This is a genomic window from Streptomyces himastatinicus ATCC 53653, from assembly GCF_000158915.1.
Lineage (GTDB): Bacteria > Actinomycetota > Actinomycetes > Streptomycetales > Streptomycetaceae > Streptomyces > Streptomyces himastatinicus.
Genome location: NZ_GG657754.1, coordinates 7,607,235 through 7,623,458 on the forward strand (window position 1 = coordinate 7,607,235; position 16,224 = coordinate 7,623,458).

Sequence of the window (16,224 nt, forward strand, 5' to 3'; positions counted from 1 at the left end):
TGGGGCGGACCGGCCGGAGCGCCCGGAGCGCCGCGGCGGCAATCTGCGCGCCCGGCTCACCAGTTTCGTCGGCCGCGAGGCCGACTTGGCGGCGCTGCGCACCGATCTGGCCGCGCACCGGCTGATCACCCTCCTCGGGCCCGGCGGCGCCGGGAAGACCCGACTGTCGCAGGAGGCCGCCGAGTCGGTCGCGACCGCCTGGCCGGACGGGGTGTGGCTGGCCGAGCTGGCCCCCGTGGACGACCCGGAGACCGTGCCCGAGACGGTGCTCACCGCGCTCGGCGCGCGCGAGACCGTCATCCGCGGCAGCGCCGCCGAGGGGCTGCGCGCCGCGGCCGACCCGACCGCCCGCGATCCGCTCGCGCGGCTCGTGGAGCACTGCGAGCCGCGCCGGATGCTGATCGTGCTCGACAACTGCGAGCACCTGGTCGAGGCCGCGGCCCGGCTCGCCGACTCCCTGCTGGCCCGCTGCCCCGGCGTCACCGTCCTGGCCACCAGCCGCGAACCGCTCGCCGTCCCCGGTGAGCTGGTGCGCCCGGTGGAGCCGCTGCCGGACCCGGTGGCGCTGCGGCTGTTCCAGGAGCGGGGCGCGGCGGCCCGCCCCGGCTTCCGCACCGACGACGATCCGACGGCGTGCGCCGAGATCTGCCGCCGCCTGGACGGCCTGCCGCTGGCCGTCGAACTGGCCGCCGCCCGGCTGCGGCTGCTCACCCCGCGGCAGATCGCCGACCGCCTGGACGACCGCTTCCGCCTGCTGACCAGCGGCAGCCGCACCGTGCTGCCCCGTCAGCAGACGCTGCGCGCCGTGGTCGACTGGTCCTGGGACCTTCTCGACGCACAGGAGCGCACCGTCCTCGCCCGCCTCTCGGTCTTCGCGGGCGGCTGCGACCTCCCGGCGGCCGAGGCGGTCTGCGGCGATCCGGACGACCGCAATCGGGACGACCGCGGCCCGGACGACCGCGATCCGGTCGACCCCCGGGACGTCGCCGCGCTGCTCGGGTCCCTGGTCGACAAGTCGCTGGTGGTCGCCGCGCCGGGAGCGAGCGGGGCGGACGGCAGCGGGGACGGCGAGATGCGGTACCGGCTGCTGGAGACCGTCGCCGAGTACGCGGCGGCGCGGCTGGACGAGGCGGGGGAGCGGGCGGTGGTCGAACGGCGGCACCTGGTCGCGTACCGGGAGCTGGCCCGTACCGCCGATCCGCATCTGCGCGGCCGCGAACAGCGCGTCTGGCTGCCCCGGCTGGAGACCGAGCACGAGAACCTGCGCACCGCGCTGCGCCGGGCCGTCGCGGCGCGCGACGAGCAGGAGGCGCTGTGCCTGGTGCTGTCGCTCGGCTGGTTCTGGAACCTGCGCGGCCACCGCGGCGACGGACTCCACTGGTCGACGGCCGCGGCACGGCTGGGCCCCAACCCGTTCGAGTCGCCCGTCACCCCGGCACCCCCGCTGTACGAGAGCTGTACGGCCGCCCCGCCGCCGATGGAGCCCGAGGTGCTGGAGGAGGCGCGGCGCGGGGTGCGGCTGTACGCGCTGGCCAACCTCGAGGGCAACATGCGCGCCATGGACGACGACGAGCTGCGGCGGGAGATGCGGGGCATCGTCGAGGCCTACCGCCCGGGGCTGCCGCAGAACTGCCGGGTCCCCGGCGTGATGTGGTTCTTCGCGGTGCTGCTGGCCGGGGACCTCGCCCTGATGCGGGAGGTCGTGGACGAGTCGGTGCGCACCAGCCGGAAGCTGGGCTACACCTGGGAGCTGGCTTTCACCCTCCAGATGCGGGCCAAGGTGATGACCCAGCGCAGCGGCGGCGATCCCGGGGAGCAGGCGCGCCGGGACGCCGACGAGAGCCTGGAGCTGTTCATCGAGCTGGGTGACGCCTGGGGCGTGGCCGAGGCGCTGTCCGGGCGCGGCGAGACCCTGGAGCTGATCGGCGACGGCCGGGCCGCGGCCGACGACTACCGGGCGGCGATCCGCTACGCCGAGGAGCTGGGCGCGCATGCCCAGGTCTCGCTGCTCCGGGCCCGGCTGGCGGGACTGCACGTCGAGCACGGGGACGAGACGGAGGCGGCGGAGGGCGAGCGGATCCTGCGCGCGCTGCTGGCGGAGCCGACACAGGCGGGCGCCGAGGCCGAATCGTACGTCCGGATGCACCTGGCCCACCGGTGCGGTGTCACGGGCCGGGTGGCCGAGGCCCGGGAGCATCTGACGGTGCTGCACGAGGAGTTCGCCAGCCGGGCGCTCCATCTGTTCCAGGGCCTGGTCGAGGGGATGCTGGCCTGGCTGGACCTGATCGAGGGGCAGCCGGGGGAGGCGCTCGCCCGGATCAAGGGGGCGCTGGAGAAGACCGGTGACTTCATGTCCCAGGTGGTCGCCCCGCAGGTGCCGGTGATCCAGCTGATGACCGCCGCGCGGGTGCTGGCCGCCCTCGGCGGCGCGGAGCGGGCCACGCTCGCGGCGCGGCTGTTCGGCGCGTACGACGCGCTGCGGCCCGGCATCCAGCGGATGCCCGCCAGCGAGCGGGAGGACCGGGCGGCGGGCGAGGTGGCGGCGCGGGCCTGGCTGGACGACGGGAGTTACGAGCGGGCGTACGCGGAGGGCGGTGGCCTCACCGTGCAGGAGGCCGCCGCCCTCGTCTCCACCACCACCTGATCCCCTGCTCAGGTCTTGGTGCGGAACTTGCGCACCGCCAGCGGCGCCGTGATCGCCGTGATGGCCACCGCCCACACCAGGGCGACGGTCACCGGGTGGGCGACCGGGCCCTGACCGCTGGTCAGCGACCGCGCCGCGTCGGCGAGCTGGGAGAGCGGGTTGTAGTCGGTGAAGGACTGGAGCCAGTCCGGCATGGTGGCCGTCGGCGCGAAGATCGACGAGCCGAACTGGAGCGGCATGATCACCAGGAAGCCGATGCCCTGCACCGCCTGCGGCGTCTTCAGGGACAGCCCCAGCAGCATGAAGATCCAGGTCAGCGAGGATCCGAAGGCCAGGGCCAGCACCACCGCGAACGCCAGCTCGGCCGGGCCGGTCTTCAGCTCGAAGCCCATGATGAAGCCCATGATCAGCAGGATGAGGGTGGACACCAGCATCCGCCCGGTCTCCACGATCAGCTTGGCGATGAGCACCGAGGAGCGGGCGATCGGCATCGTACGGAAGCGGTCCATCACCCCCTTGCGGAAGTCGTCGTTGACGCCCGTGCCGACCGACATGGCGATGTTGAGCCCGCCCATCGCCATCATGCCGGGGATGAAGTAGTTGACGTACTGGCTGCGGTCGCCGCCCGACACCGCGCCGCCGAACACATAGGTGAACAGCAGCGAGAAGACGATCGGCATCAGCAGGGCGTCGAACATCGACTCCGGGTCCTGCTTGATCTGCATGGCGTTACGGCGCACCAGCGCGCCGATGTGCCGGAGATTGGCGCGCAGCCCGATCCGCCCCTCGTCGGGCAGGTTCTTCGGCGAAGCGGTGACCGTTGCCGCACTCATGCCGCAACCTCCTCAAGGGCCTTGTCGTTGGTGCTGTCCTCGGGGGTCGAGGTCTTCTGGCCGGTGATGGCCAGGAACACCTCGTCCAGGCTGGGCAGATGGGTGTCGATCCCGGCGATCGCGAAGTTGCGCTCGCCGAGCAGCCCGATCACCGCGGTCAGCTGCTCGTCGCTGACGATCGGCACGTTGACCAGGCCCTCCTCTACGTCCGCGGTCGCGCCGCCGACGCCGTCGAGCCCGGCCTGCGCTATGGCGCCGACCATGCGGTTCAGCTCACCGGGGTCGGAGGGGCGGATCTGGAGGGTGCGCCCGCCGACCTTGGCCTTCAGCTCGTTCACCCGGCCCTCGGCGATGATCTTGCCGCGGTCGATGACCGTGAGGTCGTGCGCCAGCTGCTCGGCCTCCTCCATGTACTGGGTGGTCAGCAGCACCGTGGAACCCTCGCCGACCATGCGCTTGACCTCGTCCCACACCTCGTTGCGGGTGCGCGGGTCGAGACCGGTCGTCGGCTCGTCCAGATAGAGCACCGCGGGGCGGCCGATCATGGAGGCGGCCAGGTCCAGCCGGCGGCGCATACCGCCGGAGTAGGTGGCCGCGGCCCGCTTCGCGGCGTCCGTCAGCGAGAACCGCTCCAGCATGGCGTCCGCGCGCGAGCGGGCTTCCTTGCGGGACAGATCGAGCAGCCGCCCGATCATGTACAGGTTCTCCCAGCCGGAGAGCTTCTCGTCGACCGAGGCGTACTGCCCGGTCAGGCCGATCGTGCGGCGCAGCTGCCTCGGCTGCCGCACCACGTCGTACCCCGCCACGAAGGCGGTGCCGGCGTCCGGCACCAGCAGGGTGGACAGACAGCGGACGAGGGTGGTCTTCCCGGCACCGTTGGGGCCGAGGACACCGAGGACGGTGCCTTCCGGTACGTCCAGATCCACTCCGTCGACCGCCTTGGTGTCGCCGAAGTGCTTGACCAGCCCCCGAACTTCGACGGCGTTGCCGTCCCTGATCTTGTGTTCCTGTCGCGTCATGTCCTCAGCGTGACACCCGCCGCCGACAGATCACCGACAAGCGGCAGACAGCCCGCCGACGGGGGACGGTCGGCGGGCTGTCGATGTACCGCGATGGCTGACGCGTGCTCAGTGGAACGAGTGCTCCTCGGCCGGGTACGCCCCGCCGACGACGTCCTCGGCGAAGGCGCGGGCCGCGTCGCCCAGCACCTCCCGCAGCTGTGCGTACTGCTTGACGAAGCGCGGCACCCGGCCGCCGGTCAGGCCCGCCATGTCCGTCCACACCAGCACCTGGGCGTCGCACTCCACGCCCGCGCCGATGCCGATGGTCGGGATGTGCAGCGAGCGGGTGACCTCGGCTGCCAGCTCGGCCGGGACCAGCTCCAGGACGACGGCGAAGGCGCCCGCGTCCTGTACGGCCTTGGCGTCGCGCAGCAGTTGCTGGGCGGCCTCCTCGCCGCGCCCCTGAACCCGGTAGCCGCCGTACGCGTTGACGGACTGCGGGGTGAGGCCCACGTGCGCCATGACCGGGATGCCGGACCGGACGAGCAGATCGATCTGGTCGGCGGAGCGCTCGCCGCCCTCCAGCTTGACCGCGCCCACCCCGGCCTCCTTGATCAGCCGGGTGGCGTTGCGCAGTGCCTGGACCGCGCCCTCCTGGTACGACCCGAAGGGCAGGTCGCCGACGACGAGGGCGCGCTTGGTGCCGCGTACGACGGCGGCGGACAGCAGGGCGACCTCGTCCATCGTGACGGGCACGGTGGACTCGTAGCCCAGATGACAGTTGCCCATCGAGTCGCCGACCAGGATGACGGGGATGCCCGCCTCGTCGAAGACGGATGCGGTCATCGCGTCGTACGCGGTGAGCATGGGCCACTTCTCGCCGCGCTCCTTGGCGGCGGCGATGTCGCGGACGGTGATACGGCGGGATGTCGTCCCGCCGTACAGCGCCTTCGACGGCTGCCCTTCCGGATTCTGTGGCTTGTGCGCAGGGCTGACGTGCGTCATTACGACGGCTCCTGTTCGTCATCTCGAGGCGCCCTGACGGCGTCCCCGGACCACCCCCATGCTGGCACGCCTCCCGACGGGGCGAAAGTGGGGCAACGCCGGTCTCGGATGAGTATTCGATGGACAAAAGCTCGCAAAGAGTTCCCGATACGAGACGGAACCGTATCGAAACGGTCTTAGCCTGGGCCGCATGGCAGCAGCACCCTCCGCCGAGGCGATCCACCGCAGACGGTGGGCGATCCTGGTCGTCCTCATGATCAGCGTCCTGGTCGTCGTCCTGGACAACTCGATACTCAACGTGGCGATGAAGACCATCGCCACCCCGAAGCCCACCGGTCTCGGCGCCACCCAGAGCCAGCTGGAGTGGGCCATCAACGCCTACACGCTGGTCTTCGCGGGGCTGCTGTTCACCGCCGGGCTCCTCGGCGACCGGCTCGGCCGCAAGAAGGTGCTGCTCGGCGGCATGGCCGTGTTCGGTATCGGCTCGGTGCTCGCCGCCTTCTCCGGCTCGCCCGGGGAGCTGATCGGCTTCCGGGCGCTGATGGGTCTGGGCGCGGCCTTCGTGATGCCCGCCACCCTGGCCATCCTGGTCAACGTCTTCGAGCGCGAGGAGCAGGCGAAGGCCATCGGCATCTGGGTCGCCGCGGTCGGGCTCGCCATCGCCATCGGGCCCATCACCGGCGGTCTGCTGCTGGAGCACTTCTGGTGGGGTTCGGTCTTCTTCATCAACGTCCCCGTCGTGGCCGCCGGAATCGTCGCGATGGTGCTGCTCGTCCCCGACTCCCGGGACCCGGCGCCCGGACGGCTGGACCCGCTCGGCGTGCTGCTGTCCGTGGTCGGTCTGGTGCTGCTGGTGTACGGCATCATCAAGGGCGGCCAGCTCGCCGACTTCACCGACGCCCAGGTGCTGGCCACGATCGGCGCGGGGCTCGTCGTCCTGGGCCTGTTCGTCTGGCACGAGAAGCGCAGCAGCCATCCGGCCATCGACATCGACTACTTCCGGAACCCCGCCTTCTCGGCCGCCATCGCCGCCGTCGCGCTGGTCTTCTTCTCGCTCATGGGCGTGACGTTCTTCATGGTCTTCTACATCCAGAGCGTGCGCGGCTTCAGCGCACTGGACTCCGGGCTGCTGCTCCTGCCGCTGGCCGTCGCGCAGCTGCTGTTCGCGCCGCGCGCCCGGCTGGTCGTGGAGCGGTTCGGAGCCCGCGCGGTGTGCACGGGCGGGATGCTGCTGGTGGCCGCCACCATGGCCGGGTTCCTGCTGCTGGAGACCGACTCGCCGCTGTGGGTGCTGGAGGTGCTCTTCTTCTTCCAGGGCGCGGGGATGGCGCACATCATGCCCCCGGTCACCACCGCGATCATGCAGGCGCTGCCGCGTGAGAAGGCCGGTTCCGGTTCGGCCCTGAACAACACCTTCCGGCAGGTCGGCGGCGCGCTCGGGGTCGCCGTCCTCGGCTCGGTGCTCTCCGCCACGTACCGCGAGGGCATCGGGGACACCCTCGCTGCCGTCCCCGGGCTGCCCGCCTCCGCACAGCACTCGGCGGGGCGAGTCCATCGAGGCCACCGTCGCTCTCGCGGAGCGCATGGGACCCTCGGGGCAGGCGCTGCTGGGCCCCGCGCACGACTCCTTCATCCACGCCATGCATCTCACCGCGCTCGGCTCGTCCGGTGTCGCCCTCTTCGGCGCGCTGGTCGTGGCGGCCTTCCTGCCCGGCAAGGACGCGGAAGACGGCGGCCCCGGCAGCGGGCAGCAGCGGGAGAAGGCCGGGGCGGGAGCCGACCGATGACCGCGCCGGGCGCCGAAGCCCGGGCCGACGCCGCATCCGGCCCGGCCGGGCCGGCGGTGCGCGGGCGGCCGCGCAGCGCCGCCACCGACGCCGCGATCATCGAGGCCGCGCTGCGGCTGCTGGAGGAGGGTGCGTCCGTCGGCGCGCTGTCCATCGAGGGGATCGCGCGCGCGGCGGGTGTGGGCAAGGCCACGGTCTACCGCCGCTGGCCGGGCAAGGACGCGCTGATGCTGGACGTCCTGCGGTCGCTGGAGGAGCCCGGCCCCCGCCCGGCCGGGGTCTCGGTCCGCGACGACCTCGTCACCATCCTGGAGTTCATGCGGCGGCGCGGGCTGGCCAAGCGGAACTCCGCCCTGATGCGCAGCATCCTGGCCCAGATGCACGCCCACCGGGAGCTGTGGCGGGCGTACGACGAGAACGTCATCGAGGTGCGCAGGGAACTGCTGCGGTCGGTGCTGCGGCGGGGCGTCGCGAGCGGCGAGATCCGGGCGGACACCGATCCCGAGCTGCTGGCCGACCTGTTCACCGGGCCGATGCTGTCGCGCGCGATCCTGCACGAGTGGCGGGAGTTGCCGGAGGGGCTGGCGGAACGGATCGTGGACACCGTTCTGGAGGGGGTCTCGGCACGCGGCTGAGACGGCGTGTGCGAGCGTAGGACGGACGGCGCGTCCCGATGCCTTTGTGCCTGTTGCGTCACAACCGCCCCCGTTGTCGCGGGAACCGGAACCTCTGCCCACCGCCCGGGCGTCCACCGGGCAGGGACGCCCGGTGGGGGCGTCGGGAATGCCCTGGTCATCGCCTAGGGTCGTGAGCGATAGGCGGGCAGCGGCAAGTGAGGGACGGACGACGCATGGTGCAGGCGTACACGCAGGAGACGGGACAGTCCGGGGACGCACCCCAGTGGACCGACTCCCGGTTCGGTCGCCTGCGCGACCGGCTCCGGCACAGCCGCGGAATCTGGCGGCGCGGTCTGGTGCTCGCGGCGTTCGCGGTCCTGCTCGCGCTGATCATGGTCTTCCATGCCGACATCCCCAACCGCGTCGGCAACCTCGGCAGCCTGCTGGAGACCTTCCTGCCCTGGCTGGGGGTGTTCCTCCCGGTGCTGCTGGTGCTCGGCCTGGTGCGGCGGTCGGCGATCGCCCTGCTGGCGCTGGTGCTGCCGGTCACCGTCTGGCTGAACCTGTTCGGCGGGCTGATGTTCTCCGACAAGTCCGGCGGCGACGGCGACCTGACCGTCGTCACCCACAACGTCAACGCCGACAACTCCGACCCGGTGACCACCGCGAAGGACGTGGCCGCCTCGGGCGCGCAGGTGGTGGCGCTGGAGGAGCTGACCACCAAGGCCGTGCCGACGTACACGAAGGCGCTGGGGAGCACCTACCGCTACCACGCCGTGCAGGGCACGGTCGGGGTGTGGAGCAAGTACCCGCTGTCCGGTACCAAGCCGGTCGACATCAAGATGGGCTGGACCCGGGCGCTGCGCACCACCGTCACCGCGCCGGGCGGCGAGGTCGCCGTCTACGTCGCCCATCTCCCCTCCGTACGTGTGAAGTTCAACGCGGGCTTCACCGCCGGGCAGCGCGACGCGAGCGCGGACGCGCTGGGCGAGGCCATCCGCGACGAGCCGCTGGACAAGGTGGTCCTGCTCGGCGACCTGAACGGCACGATGAACGACCGTTCGCTGGCCCCCGTCACCTCGCAGATGCGCTCCGCACAGGGCGCCGCGGGCGACGGCTTCGGCTTCAGCTGGCCCGCCTCGTTCCCGATGGCCCGTATCGACCAGATCATGGTGCGCGGGGTGAACCCGGTCTCGGCCTGGACGCTTCAGCAGACCGGCAGTGATCACCTTCCGGTAGCGGCGTCGGTCACCCTCTGAGCCTGCCAATCGAAGATCTAACAAGCTGTTCACCTTGAGGATGGTGCTCAGGAAATAAAGTGCGTGAGAGACTTTGTTCCGGTAGAGAACATACGCACGATCGCTCGATCTCTTTCCTCACCGCCTGTTGAAAGGTCTCTCATGCCCCTGGCACTGCTCGCTCTCGCGATCTCTGCCTTCGGTATCGGCACCACAGAATTCGTGATGATGGGCCTGCTGCCCAACGTCGCCGACGATCTGGGCACCTCGGTGCCGACCGCTGGCTACCTCGTCTCCGCCTACGCCATCGGCGTCGTCATCGGCGCCCCGCTGCTCACCGCCCTCGGCGCGCGCATCCCGCGCAAACGCATGCTCGTCCTGCTGATGGGGCTCTTCACAGTCGGCAACCTCGCCTCCGCGCTCGCCCCCTCGTTCGGGCTGCTGCTCGCCGGGCGGGTGCTCGCCGGGCTGCCGCACGGCGCGTTCTTCGGCGTCGGCGCGGTGGTCGCCTCCCGGCTGGTGAGCGAGGAGAGGCAGGCCCGCGCGGTCGCCACCATGTTCCTGGGCCTGACGATCGCCAACATCGTCGGCGTACCGGTGGGCACCGCGCTCGGCCAGGGTCTGGGCTGGCGCGCCACCTTCCTGGTCGTCACCGGCATCGGTGTCCTGGCCATGGCCTCGCTCGCCCGGCTCGTCCCGCAGGTGCCGCAGGACCAGCACGGCGGCCTCGCCCACGAGCTGCGCGCCCTCGGCGACCGGCAGGTGCTGCTCGGGCTGCTCACCGCGGTCTTCGGCTTCGCCGGCGTCTTCGCCGTCTACAGCTACCTGGCCTCGATGGTGACCGAGGTCACCGGCTTCGCCGAGTCCTCCGTCACGATCGTGCTCGCCCTCTTCGGCATCGGCATGACCCTGGGCGCGCTGGTCGCGGGGCCCCTCACCGACCGCGCGCTGCGGCCCACGCTGTACGGGTCGCTGACGGCGCTGGCCGTGATGCTGGTGGTGTTCGACTTCACCGTGCACATCAAGTGGGCGGCGCTGGTCTCGGTCGTCCTGCTCGGCGCGGTGGGCTTCATGACCACCACCCCGCTCCAGATGCTCGTCATGAACAAGGCGAAGCACGCCCCGACCCTCGCCTCCGCCTCCAACCACTCCGCCTTCAACCTCGCCAACGCCGGCGGGGCCTGGATCGGCGGCGTCGCCATCTCCGCCGGGTGGGGCTGGACCTCCCCGACCCTGGTCGGCGCGGTGCTCGCGGTGGTCGGCCTGGCGATAGCGGTGACCGCGGGGCTGCTGGACCGCGGGCCCTCGCAGAAGTCCCGGATCGTCGCGGGCAGCGACTCGGTGCCCACGCTGTCCGAGGTGCGCTGACCAGAGGTTACGACCGGGACCGAGATGTGGCCCTGTCCGCCGGCCTGTTGGTCGGGGGCAGGGCCACACGCGTTGTCTGCCGCCATAGGTGGTCTTCGCCTCGGAAGCTCAGGCTTCGCTCAAAGTTATTGTCATGATCATTCACTCCTTGGTGGAATTCGCGCAATCTGACGGACATGGCATCCATCACGATGGATGTCACAACAGGAGATACGTATGAGGCGCAAGCGACGCAAGAGATGCGTGGGGAGAGGCGCTCTTTCGTTATCCAGACGGCCGAGAAGGTTTCCTTCCTGGCCCGGGGTGCGGGAGACGGCGCTGGTCCTGGCCATGGCCCTGGGGGCCGAGGCGGCTTTGTTGTCGGCCGAATCCGGGGCCGCCTTCGCGGCATCGCCGGAGTGGTCCCCGAGGGCGGAAGGGGGCGCGGCGGAGGCGGCAAAGCGGGCCGGACGGGGCGCCGTGTCGTCTGCGGATTCGGTGGCCGCAGCTCTGCTCATGGCGCGGACGCAGAACCGGAAGATCGAGGTGACAGGGGAGCGCACCGCCAGTTCGAGCACCTGGGCGCTTCCGTCGGGGGAGTTACAGACCGCCGCCTACGCCGAGCCCGTGAGGGTGAAGCGAGGCGGCGAATGGCAGGACGTCGACACCACACTGGTGGACAATGGCGCGGCGCTCGAACCGAAGTCGGCTGCGGCCGAGGTCACGGTGTCGGGCGGCGGGGACACCGCACTGGCCTCGGTGGCGCGGGACAAGAAGTCCTTCGCCTTGGGCTGGCGGGATCCGCTTCCCGAGCCTGAGATCAAGGGCGACACAGCCGCGTATGACATCGGTGACGCTCAGACACTGACCGTCACTGCTCTCAGTCAGGGGTTCTCGCAGAACCTGGTGCTGAGGAAGGCGCCGGACAGGCCGCTGTCGTATCGAATACCGGTGAAGGTGGACGGCCTGCGGCTGTCGAAGGCGGATTCAGGGCGCTTACTGCTGAAGGACGGGGCGGGCAAGCTGGTGGCGGAGGCCCCCGCCCCGATGATGTGGGACGCGTCCAAGGACCGGGCCTCGGGGGAGTCGACACGAGTCGCCGAGGTCGAGACCGCGGTCGAGACGGGGGGTGACGGTGGGCAGACGTTGGTGCTGACACCCGACGCCGACTTCTTCAAGGAAAAGCTGGTCTACCCGGTCACCATTGACCCGACCTCAACCCTCGCGGCCACTTCCGACACGTGGGTCGCCACCAACTACCCGGACTCGCAGGTGTCCTCGACGGAGCTGAAGTCGGGCACGTACAATGCCGGGTCGGTCAAAGCCCGTTCGTACCTGAAGTTCGATGTGTCCGCCTTCAAGGGGAAGCACATCACCGACACCAACCTGGCGCTGTACTCCTACTACGCCTCCACGTGCTCGACTTCAGGGTCGGGCACGCAGGTGCGCCGGATCACGGAGTCGTGGTCGTCGACGGACTGAAATCCAGCTGAAGGCCGCCATGCCCAAGAGCAAGGGCGTAAAGATCACCGTTGGATGGTGGCAGAAATACGGTTCCTGGTGGAACAAGTGGATCATCTATCCGCGCGTACAGGTGAAGCGCTGGAAGAAGTAGCGGACGGCTACCGAAGGGTGTCGGGGCGGTGTCAACCTGCCCCGACACCTCGGGCGGACGCGCTGCCAGTACTCAAACGGAAGGAAAAGCAGTGCTTATACTCCAGGGCGTTCTCCTCGTTCTCCTGCTTGTGCAAGCCATCGCCGTCGTGAGGCATGCCAAGAGGTGGGAGCTGGAAATGGCGACGACGGCGGGATTCATCGCTGGCGCTGTCTTGTTCCCCCCTGGTGAATGGCAACTGACGGAGACGGCCTTACGAGTCTTCGTCGCCGTGGGCATCGCGCCGACGGTGGAGAGAGTTGCCACGTGGGCCGGTGTCCCGAAGGAGGGCATTCGGGGGCAGTCCGGCCTTGCCTTCTGGTGCGCCGCGGCCCTGAGCGCCCTTCTGGGCGCCGTGGTCGCTTCCGTTGATCTGAGCTGACGAGGGGCGGACGGGGTGGCGGAGCGGCTCCGCCACCCCGCTACGGCGTCCGGTGCTACGGCACCGTCAGCACGATCTTCCCCCGGACATGGCCGGCGGCGCTCAGCTCATGGGCCTTCGCCGCGTCCGCCAGCGGGAACACCTCGTGCAGCGGCACCCGGAACCGGCCCTCGGCGGCAAGCCGCGCCGCCACCGCGAGCCCCTCGTGGCCGGGCGCGTCCCCGCTGCGCATCCAGGTCAGATGGACGCCGTGCTCGTGCGCGCCGATATCGGCCACCGACACCACCCGCTGCGGGTCGCCCGCGAGGGCGACGAGATCCGGCAGTGAGCCCGAGCCCGCCGCGTCCAGTACCGCGTGGACCCTGCCGGGCGCCAGCGCCGCGACCCGTTCGCCGAGGCCGGGGCCGTACGTGGTGGGCGTCGCCCCGAGCCCGGCGAGGAACGCGTGGTTCGCCACCCGAGCCGTACCGATCACGGTGGCCCCCCGCGCGGCTGCCAGCTGGATCGCCATCGTGCCGACACCCCCGGCCGCGCCCTCGATCAGCAGTGTCTTCCCCTCGCCGATGTCCAGCAGCCGCAGGGCGCGGGTCGCGGTCTCCACATTGCCCGCCGCCCCGGCCGCCTCCTCCCAGCTCAGCGCGTCCGGCTTGGCGGCCCAGGCGACCAGCACGGCGAACTCGGCCGCCGCGCCCCCGAACGCGCCGGTGTCGACCACCCCGAACACCGCGTCCCCGACCGCGACACCGTCGACCCCCTCCCCGACCTCGTCCACGACCCCCGAGGCGTCGAACCCGGGGATGTGCGGCCAGTCGAGCCGCGCCTCGACCGGCAGTCCTCCCGAGCGCAGCTTCCAGTCCGCCGGGGTGACCCCGACCGCCCGCACCGCGATACGGATCTCGCCGGGCCCGGCATGCGGCTCATCGGCCTCCCCGACGGTGAGCACCTCCGGCGGGCCCTGCTCGGAGTACTGCAAAGCGAACATTTCGGTACCTCTCGCTCGACTGCGGCCGACGCTAACAGCGAATCGGAACAGGGCGTCCGTTTGCGCCTAAAGTGAGAGAGCATGACCGACGAACTGTCTCGGAAGCGCGCCGACGCCCGGCGCAACCGCCAGCTCATCACCGAGGCCGCCCGCGCCACCTTCGCCGCCCACGGGCTCGATGTGCCGATGCGCGCCATCGCCCGCCGCGCCGGTGTGGGACCCGCGACGCTCTACCGCCACTTCCCCACCAAAGAGGCGCTCATCGCCGAAACCTTCGCCGTCCAGATGGGGCGGTGCGTCGCGACCCTCGACGCCGCCCTCGACGACCCCGACCCCTGGCACGGCTTCTGCTCCGTCATCGAGAAGGTCTGCGAGACGCAAGCCGTGGACCGCGGCTTCACCGCCGCCCTCCTCGACTCGATGACCACCGACTACGTGCGCGTCCGCGACCACAACGCGCGCCGCTTCGCCGAGCTGACGCGGCGCGCCAAGGAAAGCGGACAGCTGCGCCAGGACTTCGTACCGGACGACATCAAGCTGCTGATCATGGCCAACGGAGGCATCGGCGCCGCGTCCCCCGCCGCCGCGCGGGCCGCCTCCCGCCGCCTGGTGGCCCTGCTGATCCAGTCCCTCCGCGCCCACCCGGCCGACCCGCCCGCCCCCTTGCCGCCGCCCGCGCCGCTTGACTCTCACATGGATGTCAAGCTCTAGCGTCCCCGCCATGACCACCACATTCCCCCTGGGACGCACCGTCCGTGGCACCGGCCCCGGGCTCCTCCTCGCCCACGGCGCCACCGGCTCCACCGACGCCAACTACGGCCCCCTGCTGGACGGCCTGGCCGCCCACCACCGCGTCGTCGGCCCCGACTACCCCGGCTCGGGCCGCACCCCGCGCGCGACCGGGCCCCTGGACCTGGACGGGCTCGCCGACGCGCTCGTCGCCACCGCCGTCGAGGAGGGCCTCGACACCTTCGCCGTCGCCGGTTATTCGCTCGGCACCCCGCTCGCCGTCCGCGCCGCCACCCGCCACCCCTCCCGGGTCACCGCCCTCGTCCTCACCGCCGCCTTCGCCCACCCGAGCGCGCGGATGCGGCTCCTGCTGGACGACTGGCTGCGGCTGCTGCGCGCCGACGACGGCCATGAGGCGGTGGCCCGCTGGGGTGCGCTGCTCGGCGCCGGAGCGCCCTACCTGGACCGGATGCCCTCCGACGAACTGGCCGCCAGGATCGCCGCGACCCGCGACTCCATCCCGCCGGGCGCGGTCGACCATGTGCTCCTGGGCACCGAGGCCGACGTCCGCGCGGACCTGCCCCGCGTGGCGGGCCCCACCCTGGTGATCTCCACGACCCATGACGCGATGGTCACCCCGCACCACCACCACGAGGTCGCCGCTGGCATCCCCGACGCGCAGCTGGCCGAACTCCCCACCGGCCACCTCCCCTTCGTGGAGGCCCCGGCGCAGTGGCTGACCCTGATACGCGACTTCCTGGCCGCCACCGCTTAGCCGCTGTCAGCGGCTGTTGAGGCGGGCGGCCTGGCGCGTCAGGTGCTCGCGCTCGGCGAGGTTGGGCGCGGCGTGGGCCGCCTCGGCGTACAGCCGCGCCGCCGTCGCCAGGTCGCCGTCGCGCTCATGGAGGTACGCCGCCACCGCGGCACGGCGGGGCAACGAGTCGTCGTCCAGCGCGGCGAGCGCCGCCAGCCCGGCGCGCGGTCCGTCGGCCTCACCGACGGCCACCGCGCGGTTGAGCCGGACGACCGGGCTGTCGGTCAGCCGCGCCAGCTCGTCGTACCACTCCACGATCTGCACCCAGTCGGTCTCCCCGGCGGTCGGCGCGTCGGCGTGGAGTGCCGCGATGGCGGCCTGGGCCTGGAACTCGCCCAGCCGGTCGCGGGCGAGCGCCGCCTGAAGGATCTCCACGCCCTCGGCGATCGAGCGGGTGTCCCACCGGCCGCGGTCCTGTTCGGCGAGCGGCACCAGGCTGCCGTCGGGCGCGGTCCGGGTGGCGCGCCGGGCGTGGTGGAGCAGCATCAGCGCGAGCAGCCCCGCCACCTCGGGGTGGTCGAACCGGGCCGCGAGCTGCCGGGTCAGCCGGATGGCCTCGGCGGCGAGGTCGACATCGCCGGAGTAGCCCTCGTTGAAGACCAGGTAGAGGATGCGCAGCACGGTCGCGACATCGCCGGGCTGGTCGAAACGCACGCCCGACACGGTGCGCTTGGCGCGGCTGATGCGCTGCGCCATGGTCGCCTCGGGCACCAGATAGGCCCGGGCGATCTGGCGGGTGGTCAGCCCGCCGACGGCGCGCAGCGTGAGCGCGACCGCGGAGGACGGCGTCAGCGACGGGTGGGCGCACAGGAAGTAGAGCTGGAGCGAGACGTCCACCGCGGGCGCGGGCCCGGGCGCCGGTTCCTCGTCGACGCGGTCCTCACGCCGACGCCGGGCGGCGTCCGCCCGGGTCGCGTCGAGGAACTTGCGCCAGGCCGCGGTGACCAGCCAGCCCTTCGGGTCCCGCGGGAGATCGGCCGGCCAGACGCGGACCGCCTCGACAAGAGCCTCCTGGACGGCGTCCTCGGCCGCCGCGAAGGAGGCTCCGCGGCGGACGAGGACGGTCAGCACGCTGGGCGTGAGGCTCCTGAGGAGGGCCTCATCCATGGCCGAGGCACTCCGTGATGGTGGGCGGCGCGGCCAGGAACGGGCGCACCTCCAGCCACTCGTGGATCGGCTTCCCGCCCGCCC

At 71.6% G+C, this 16,224-nt stretch carries 13 protein-coding genes and 1 pseudogene; 9 read left to right on the forward strand and 5 right to left on the reverse strand.

The window, feature by feature from the left end:
- Positions 1-2,644: ATP-binding protein (locus SSOG_RS32275; RefSeq protein ID WP_245606425.1), on the forward strand; the 2,644-nt coding region annotated here is incomplete at its 5' end.
- An 8-nt stretch (positions 2,645-2,652) separates the two neighbouring features.
- On the opposite strand, the gene SSOG_RS32280 is transcribed toward SSOG_RS32275, so the two are convergent.
- The 3 genes from SSOG_RS32280 to panB all read right to left on the reverse strand — a co-directional run bounded on the left by SSOG_RS32280 (position 2,653) and on the right by panB (position 5,483).
- The gene (locus tag SSOG_RS32280; RefSeq protein WP_009718464.1) at positions 2,653-3,477 is read right to left on the reverse strand and encodes an ABC transporter permease; all 825 of its coding nucleotides are present in this window, start codon (positions 3,475-3,477) and stop codon (positions 2,653-2,655) included.
- Positions 3,474-4,496 carry an ATP-binding cassette domain-containing protein gene (locus tag SSOG_RS32285; protein ID WP_009718465.1) on the reverse strand — a complete coding sequence of 341 codons (1,023 nt, stop codon included), beginning with the start codon at positions 4,494-4,496 and terminating at the stop codon, positions 3,474-3,476. The genes SSOG_RS32280 and SSOG_RS32285 overlap by 4 nt, the downstream gene beginning before the upstream one ends.
- A 108-nt stretch (positions 4,497-4,604) precedes the next feature.
- Complete coding sequence (gene panB, locus SSOG_RS32290; RefSeq protein ID WP_009718466.1) at positions 4,605-5,483, reverse strand: 3-methyl-2-oxobutanoate hydroxymethyltransferase; 879 nt, start codon at positions 5,481-5,483, stop codon at positions 4,605-4,607.
- Positions 5,484-5,673: 190 nt separating this feature from the next.
- Between panB and SSOG_RS32295 the strand changes: the two are divergent.
- From SSOG_RS32295 to SSOG_RS32320, 6 genes and pseudogenes are all read left to right on the forward strand, one after another.
- Positions 5,674-7,270 (forward strand): annotated as a pseudogene (locus SSOG_RS32295) (MFS transporter).
- A complete protein-coding gene (locus SSOG_RS32300) occupies positions 7,267-7,905 on the forward strand; it encodes a TetR/AcrR family transcriptional regulator (RefSeq protein ID WP_039939203.1) in 639 nt (212 codons plus the stop codon). The pseudogene SSOG_RS32295 and the gene SSOG_RS32300 overlap by 4 nt, the downstream one beginning before the upstream one ends.
- Before the next feature lie 215 nt (positions 7,906-8,120).
- A complete protein-coding gene (locus SSOG_RS32305) occupies positions 8,121-9,146 on the forward strand; it encodes an endonuclease/exonuclease/phosphatase family protein (RefSeq protein WP_009718468.1) in 1,026 nt (341 codons plus the stop codon).
- A 141-nt stretch (positions 9,147-9,287) separates the two neighbouring features.
- Positions 9,288-10,493, forward strand: coding sequence for an MFS transporter (locus SSOG_RS32310; protein ID WP_009718469.1), 1,206 nt, complete (start codon positions 9,288-9,290; stop codon positions 10,491-10,493).
- Between the two features lie 495 nt (positions 10,494-10,988).
- The gene (locus SSOG_RS52675) at positions 10,989-11,954 is read left to right on the forward strand and encodes a DNRLRE domain-containing protein (RefSeq protein ID WP_039939205.1); all 966 of its coding nucleotides are present in this window, start codon (positions 10,989-10,991) and stop codon (positions 11,952-11,954) included.
- 224 nt (positions 11,955-12,178) lie between these two features.
- Positions 12,179-12,508 (forward strand): hypothetical protein, encoded by a 330-nt coding sequence (locus SSOG_RS32320; protein WP_039939206.1) that lies wholly within the window; start codon positions 12,179-12,181, stop codon positions 12,506-12,508.
- A 55-nt stretch (positions 12,509-12,563) separates the two neighbouring features.
- On the opposite strand, the gene SSOG_RS32325 is transcribed toward SSOG_RS32320, so the two are convergent.
- Positions 12,564-13,490 carry an NADP-dependent oxidoreductase gene (locus SSOG_RS32325; protein ID WP_009718471.1) on the reverse strand — a complete coding sequence of 309 codons (927 nt, stop codon included), beginning with the start codon at positions 13,488-13,490 and terminating at the stop codon, positions 12,564-12,566.
- Between the two features lie 81 nt (positions 13,491-13,571).
- Between SSOG_RS32325 and SSOG_RS32330 the strand changes: the two genes are divergently transcribed.
- Together SSOG_RS32330 and SSOG_RS32335 are read left to right on the forward strand one after the other, a co-directional pair.
- Complete coding sequence (locus SSOG_RS32330; RefSeq protein WP_009718472.1) at positions 13,572-14,201, forward strand: TetR/AcrR family transcriptional regulator; 630 nt, start codon at positions 13,572-13,574, stop codon at positions 14,199-14,201.
- Positions 14,202-14,211: 10 nt separating this feature from the next.
- Entirely contained in the window at positions 14,212-14,994 is a 783-nt protein-coding gene (locus SSOG_RS32335; protein ID WP_106516492.1) for an alpha/beta fold hydrolase, read from the forward strand.
- Positions 14,995-15,000: 6 nt separating this feature from the next.
- Here the strand turns inward: SSOG_RS32335 and SSOG_RS32340 are convergent, their stop codons facing one another.
- Positions 15,001-16,140, reverse strand: a complete 1,140-nt coding sequence (locus tag SSOG_RS32340) for an RNA polymerase sigma factor (RefSeq protein WP_009718474.1) — start codon at positions 16,138-16,140, stop codon at positions 15,001-15,003.
- Between the last annotated feature and the right edge of the window lie 84 nt (positions 16,141-16,224).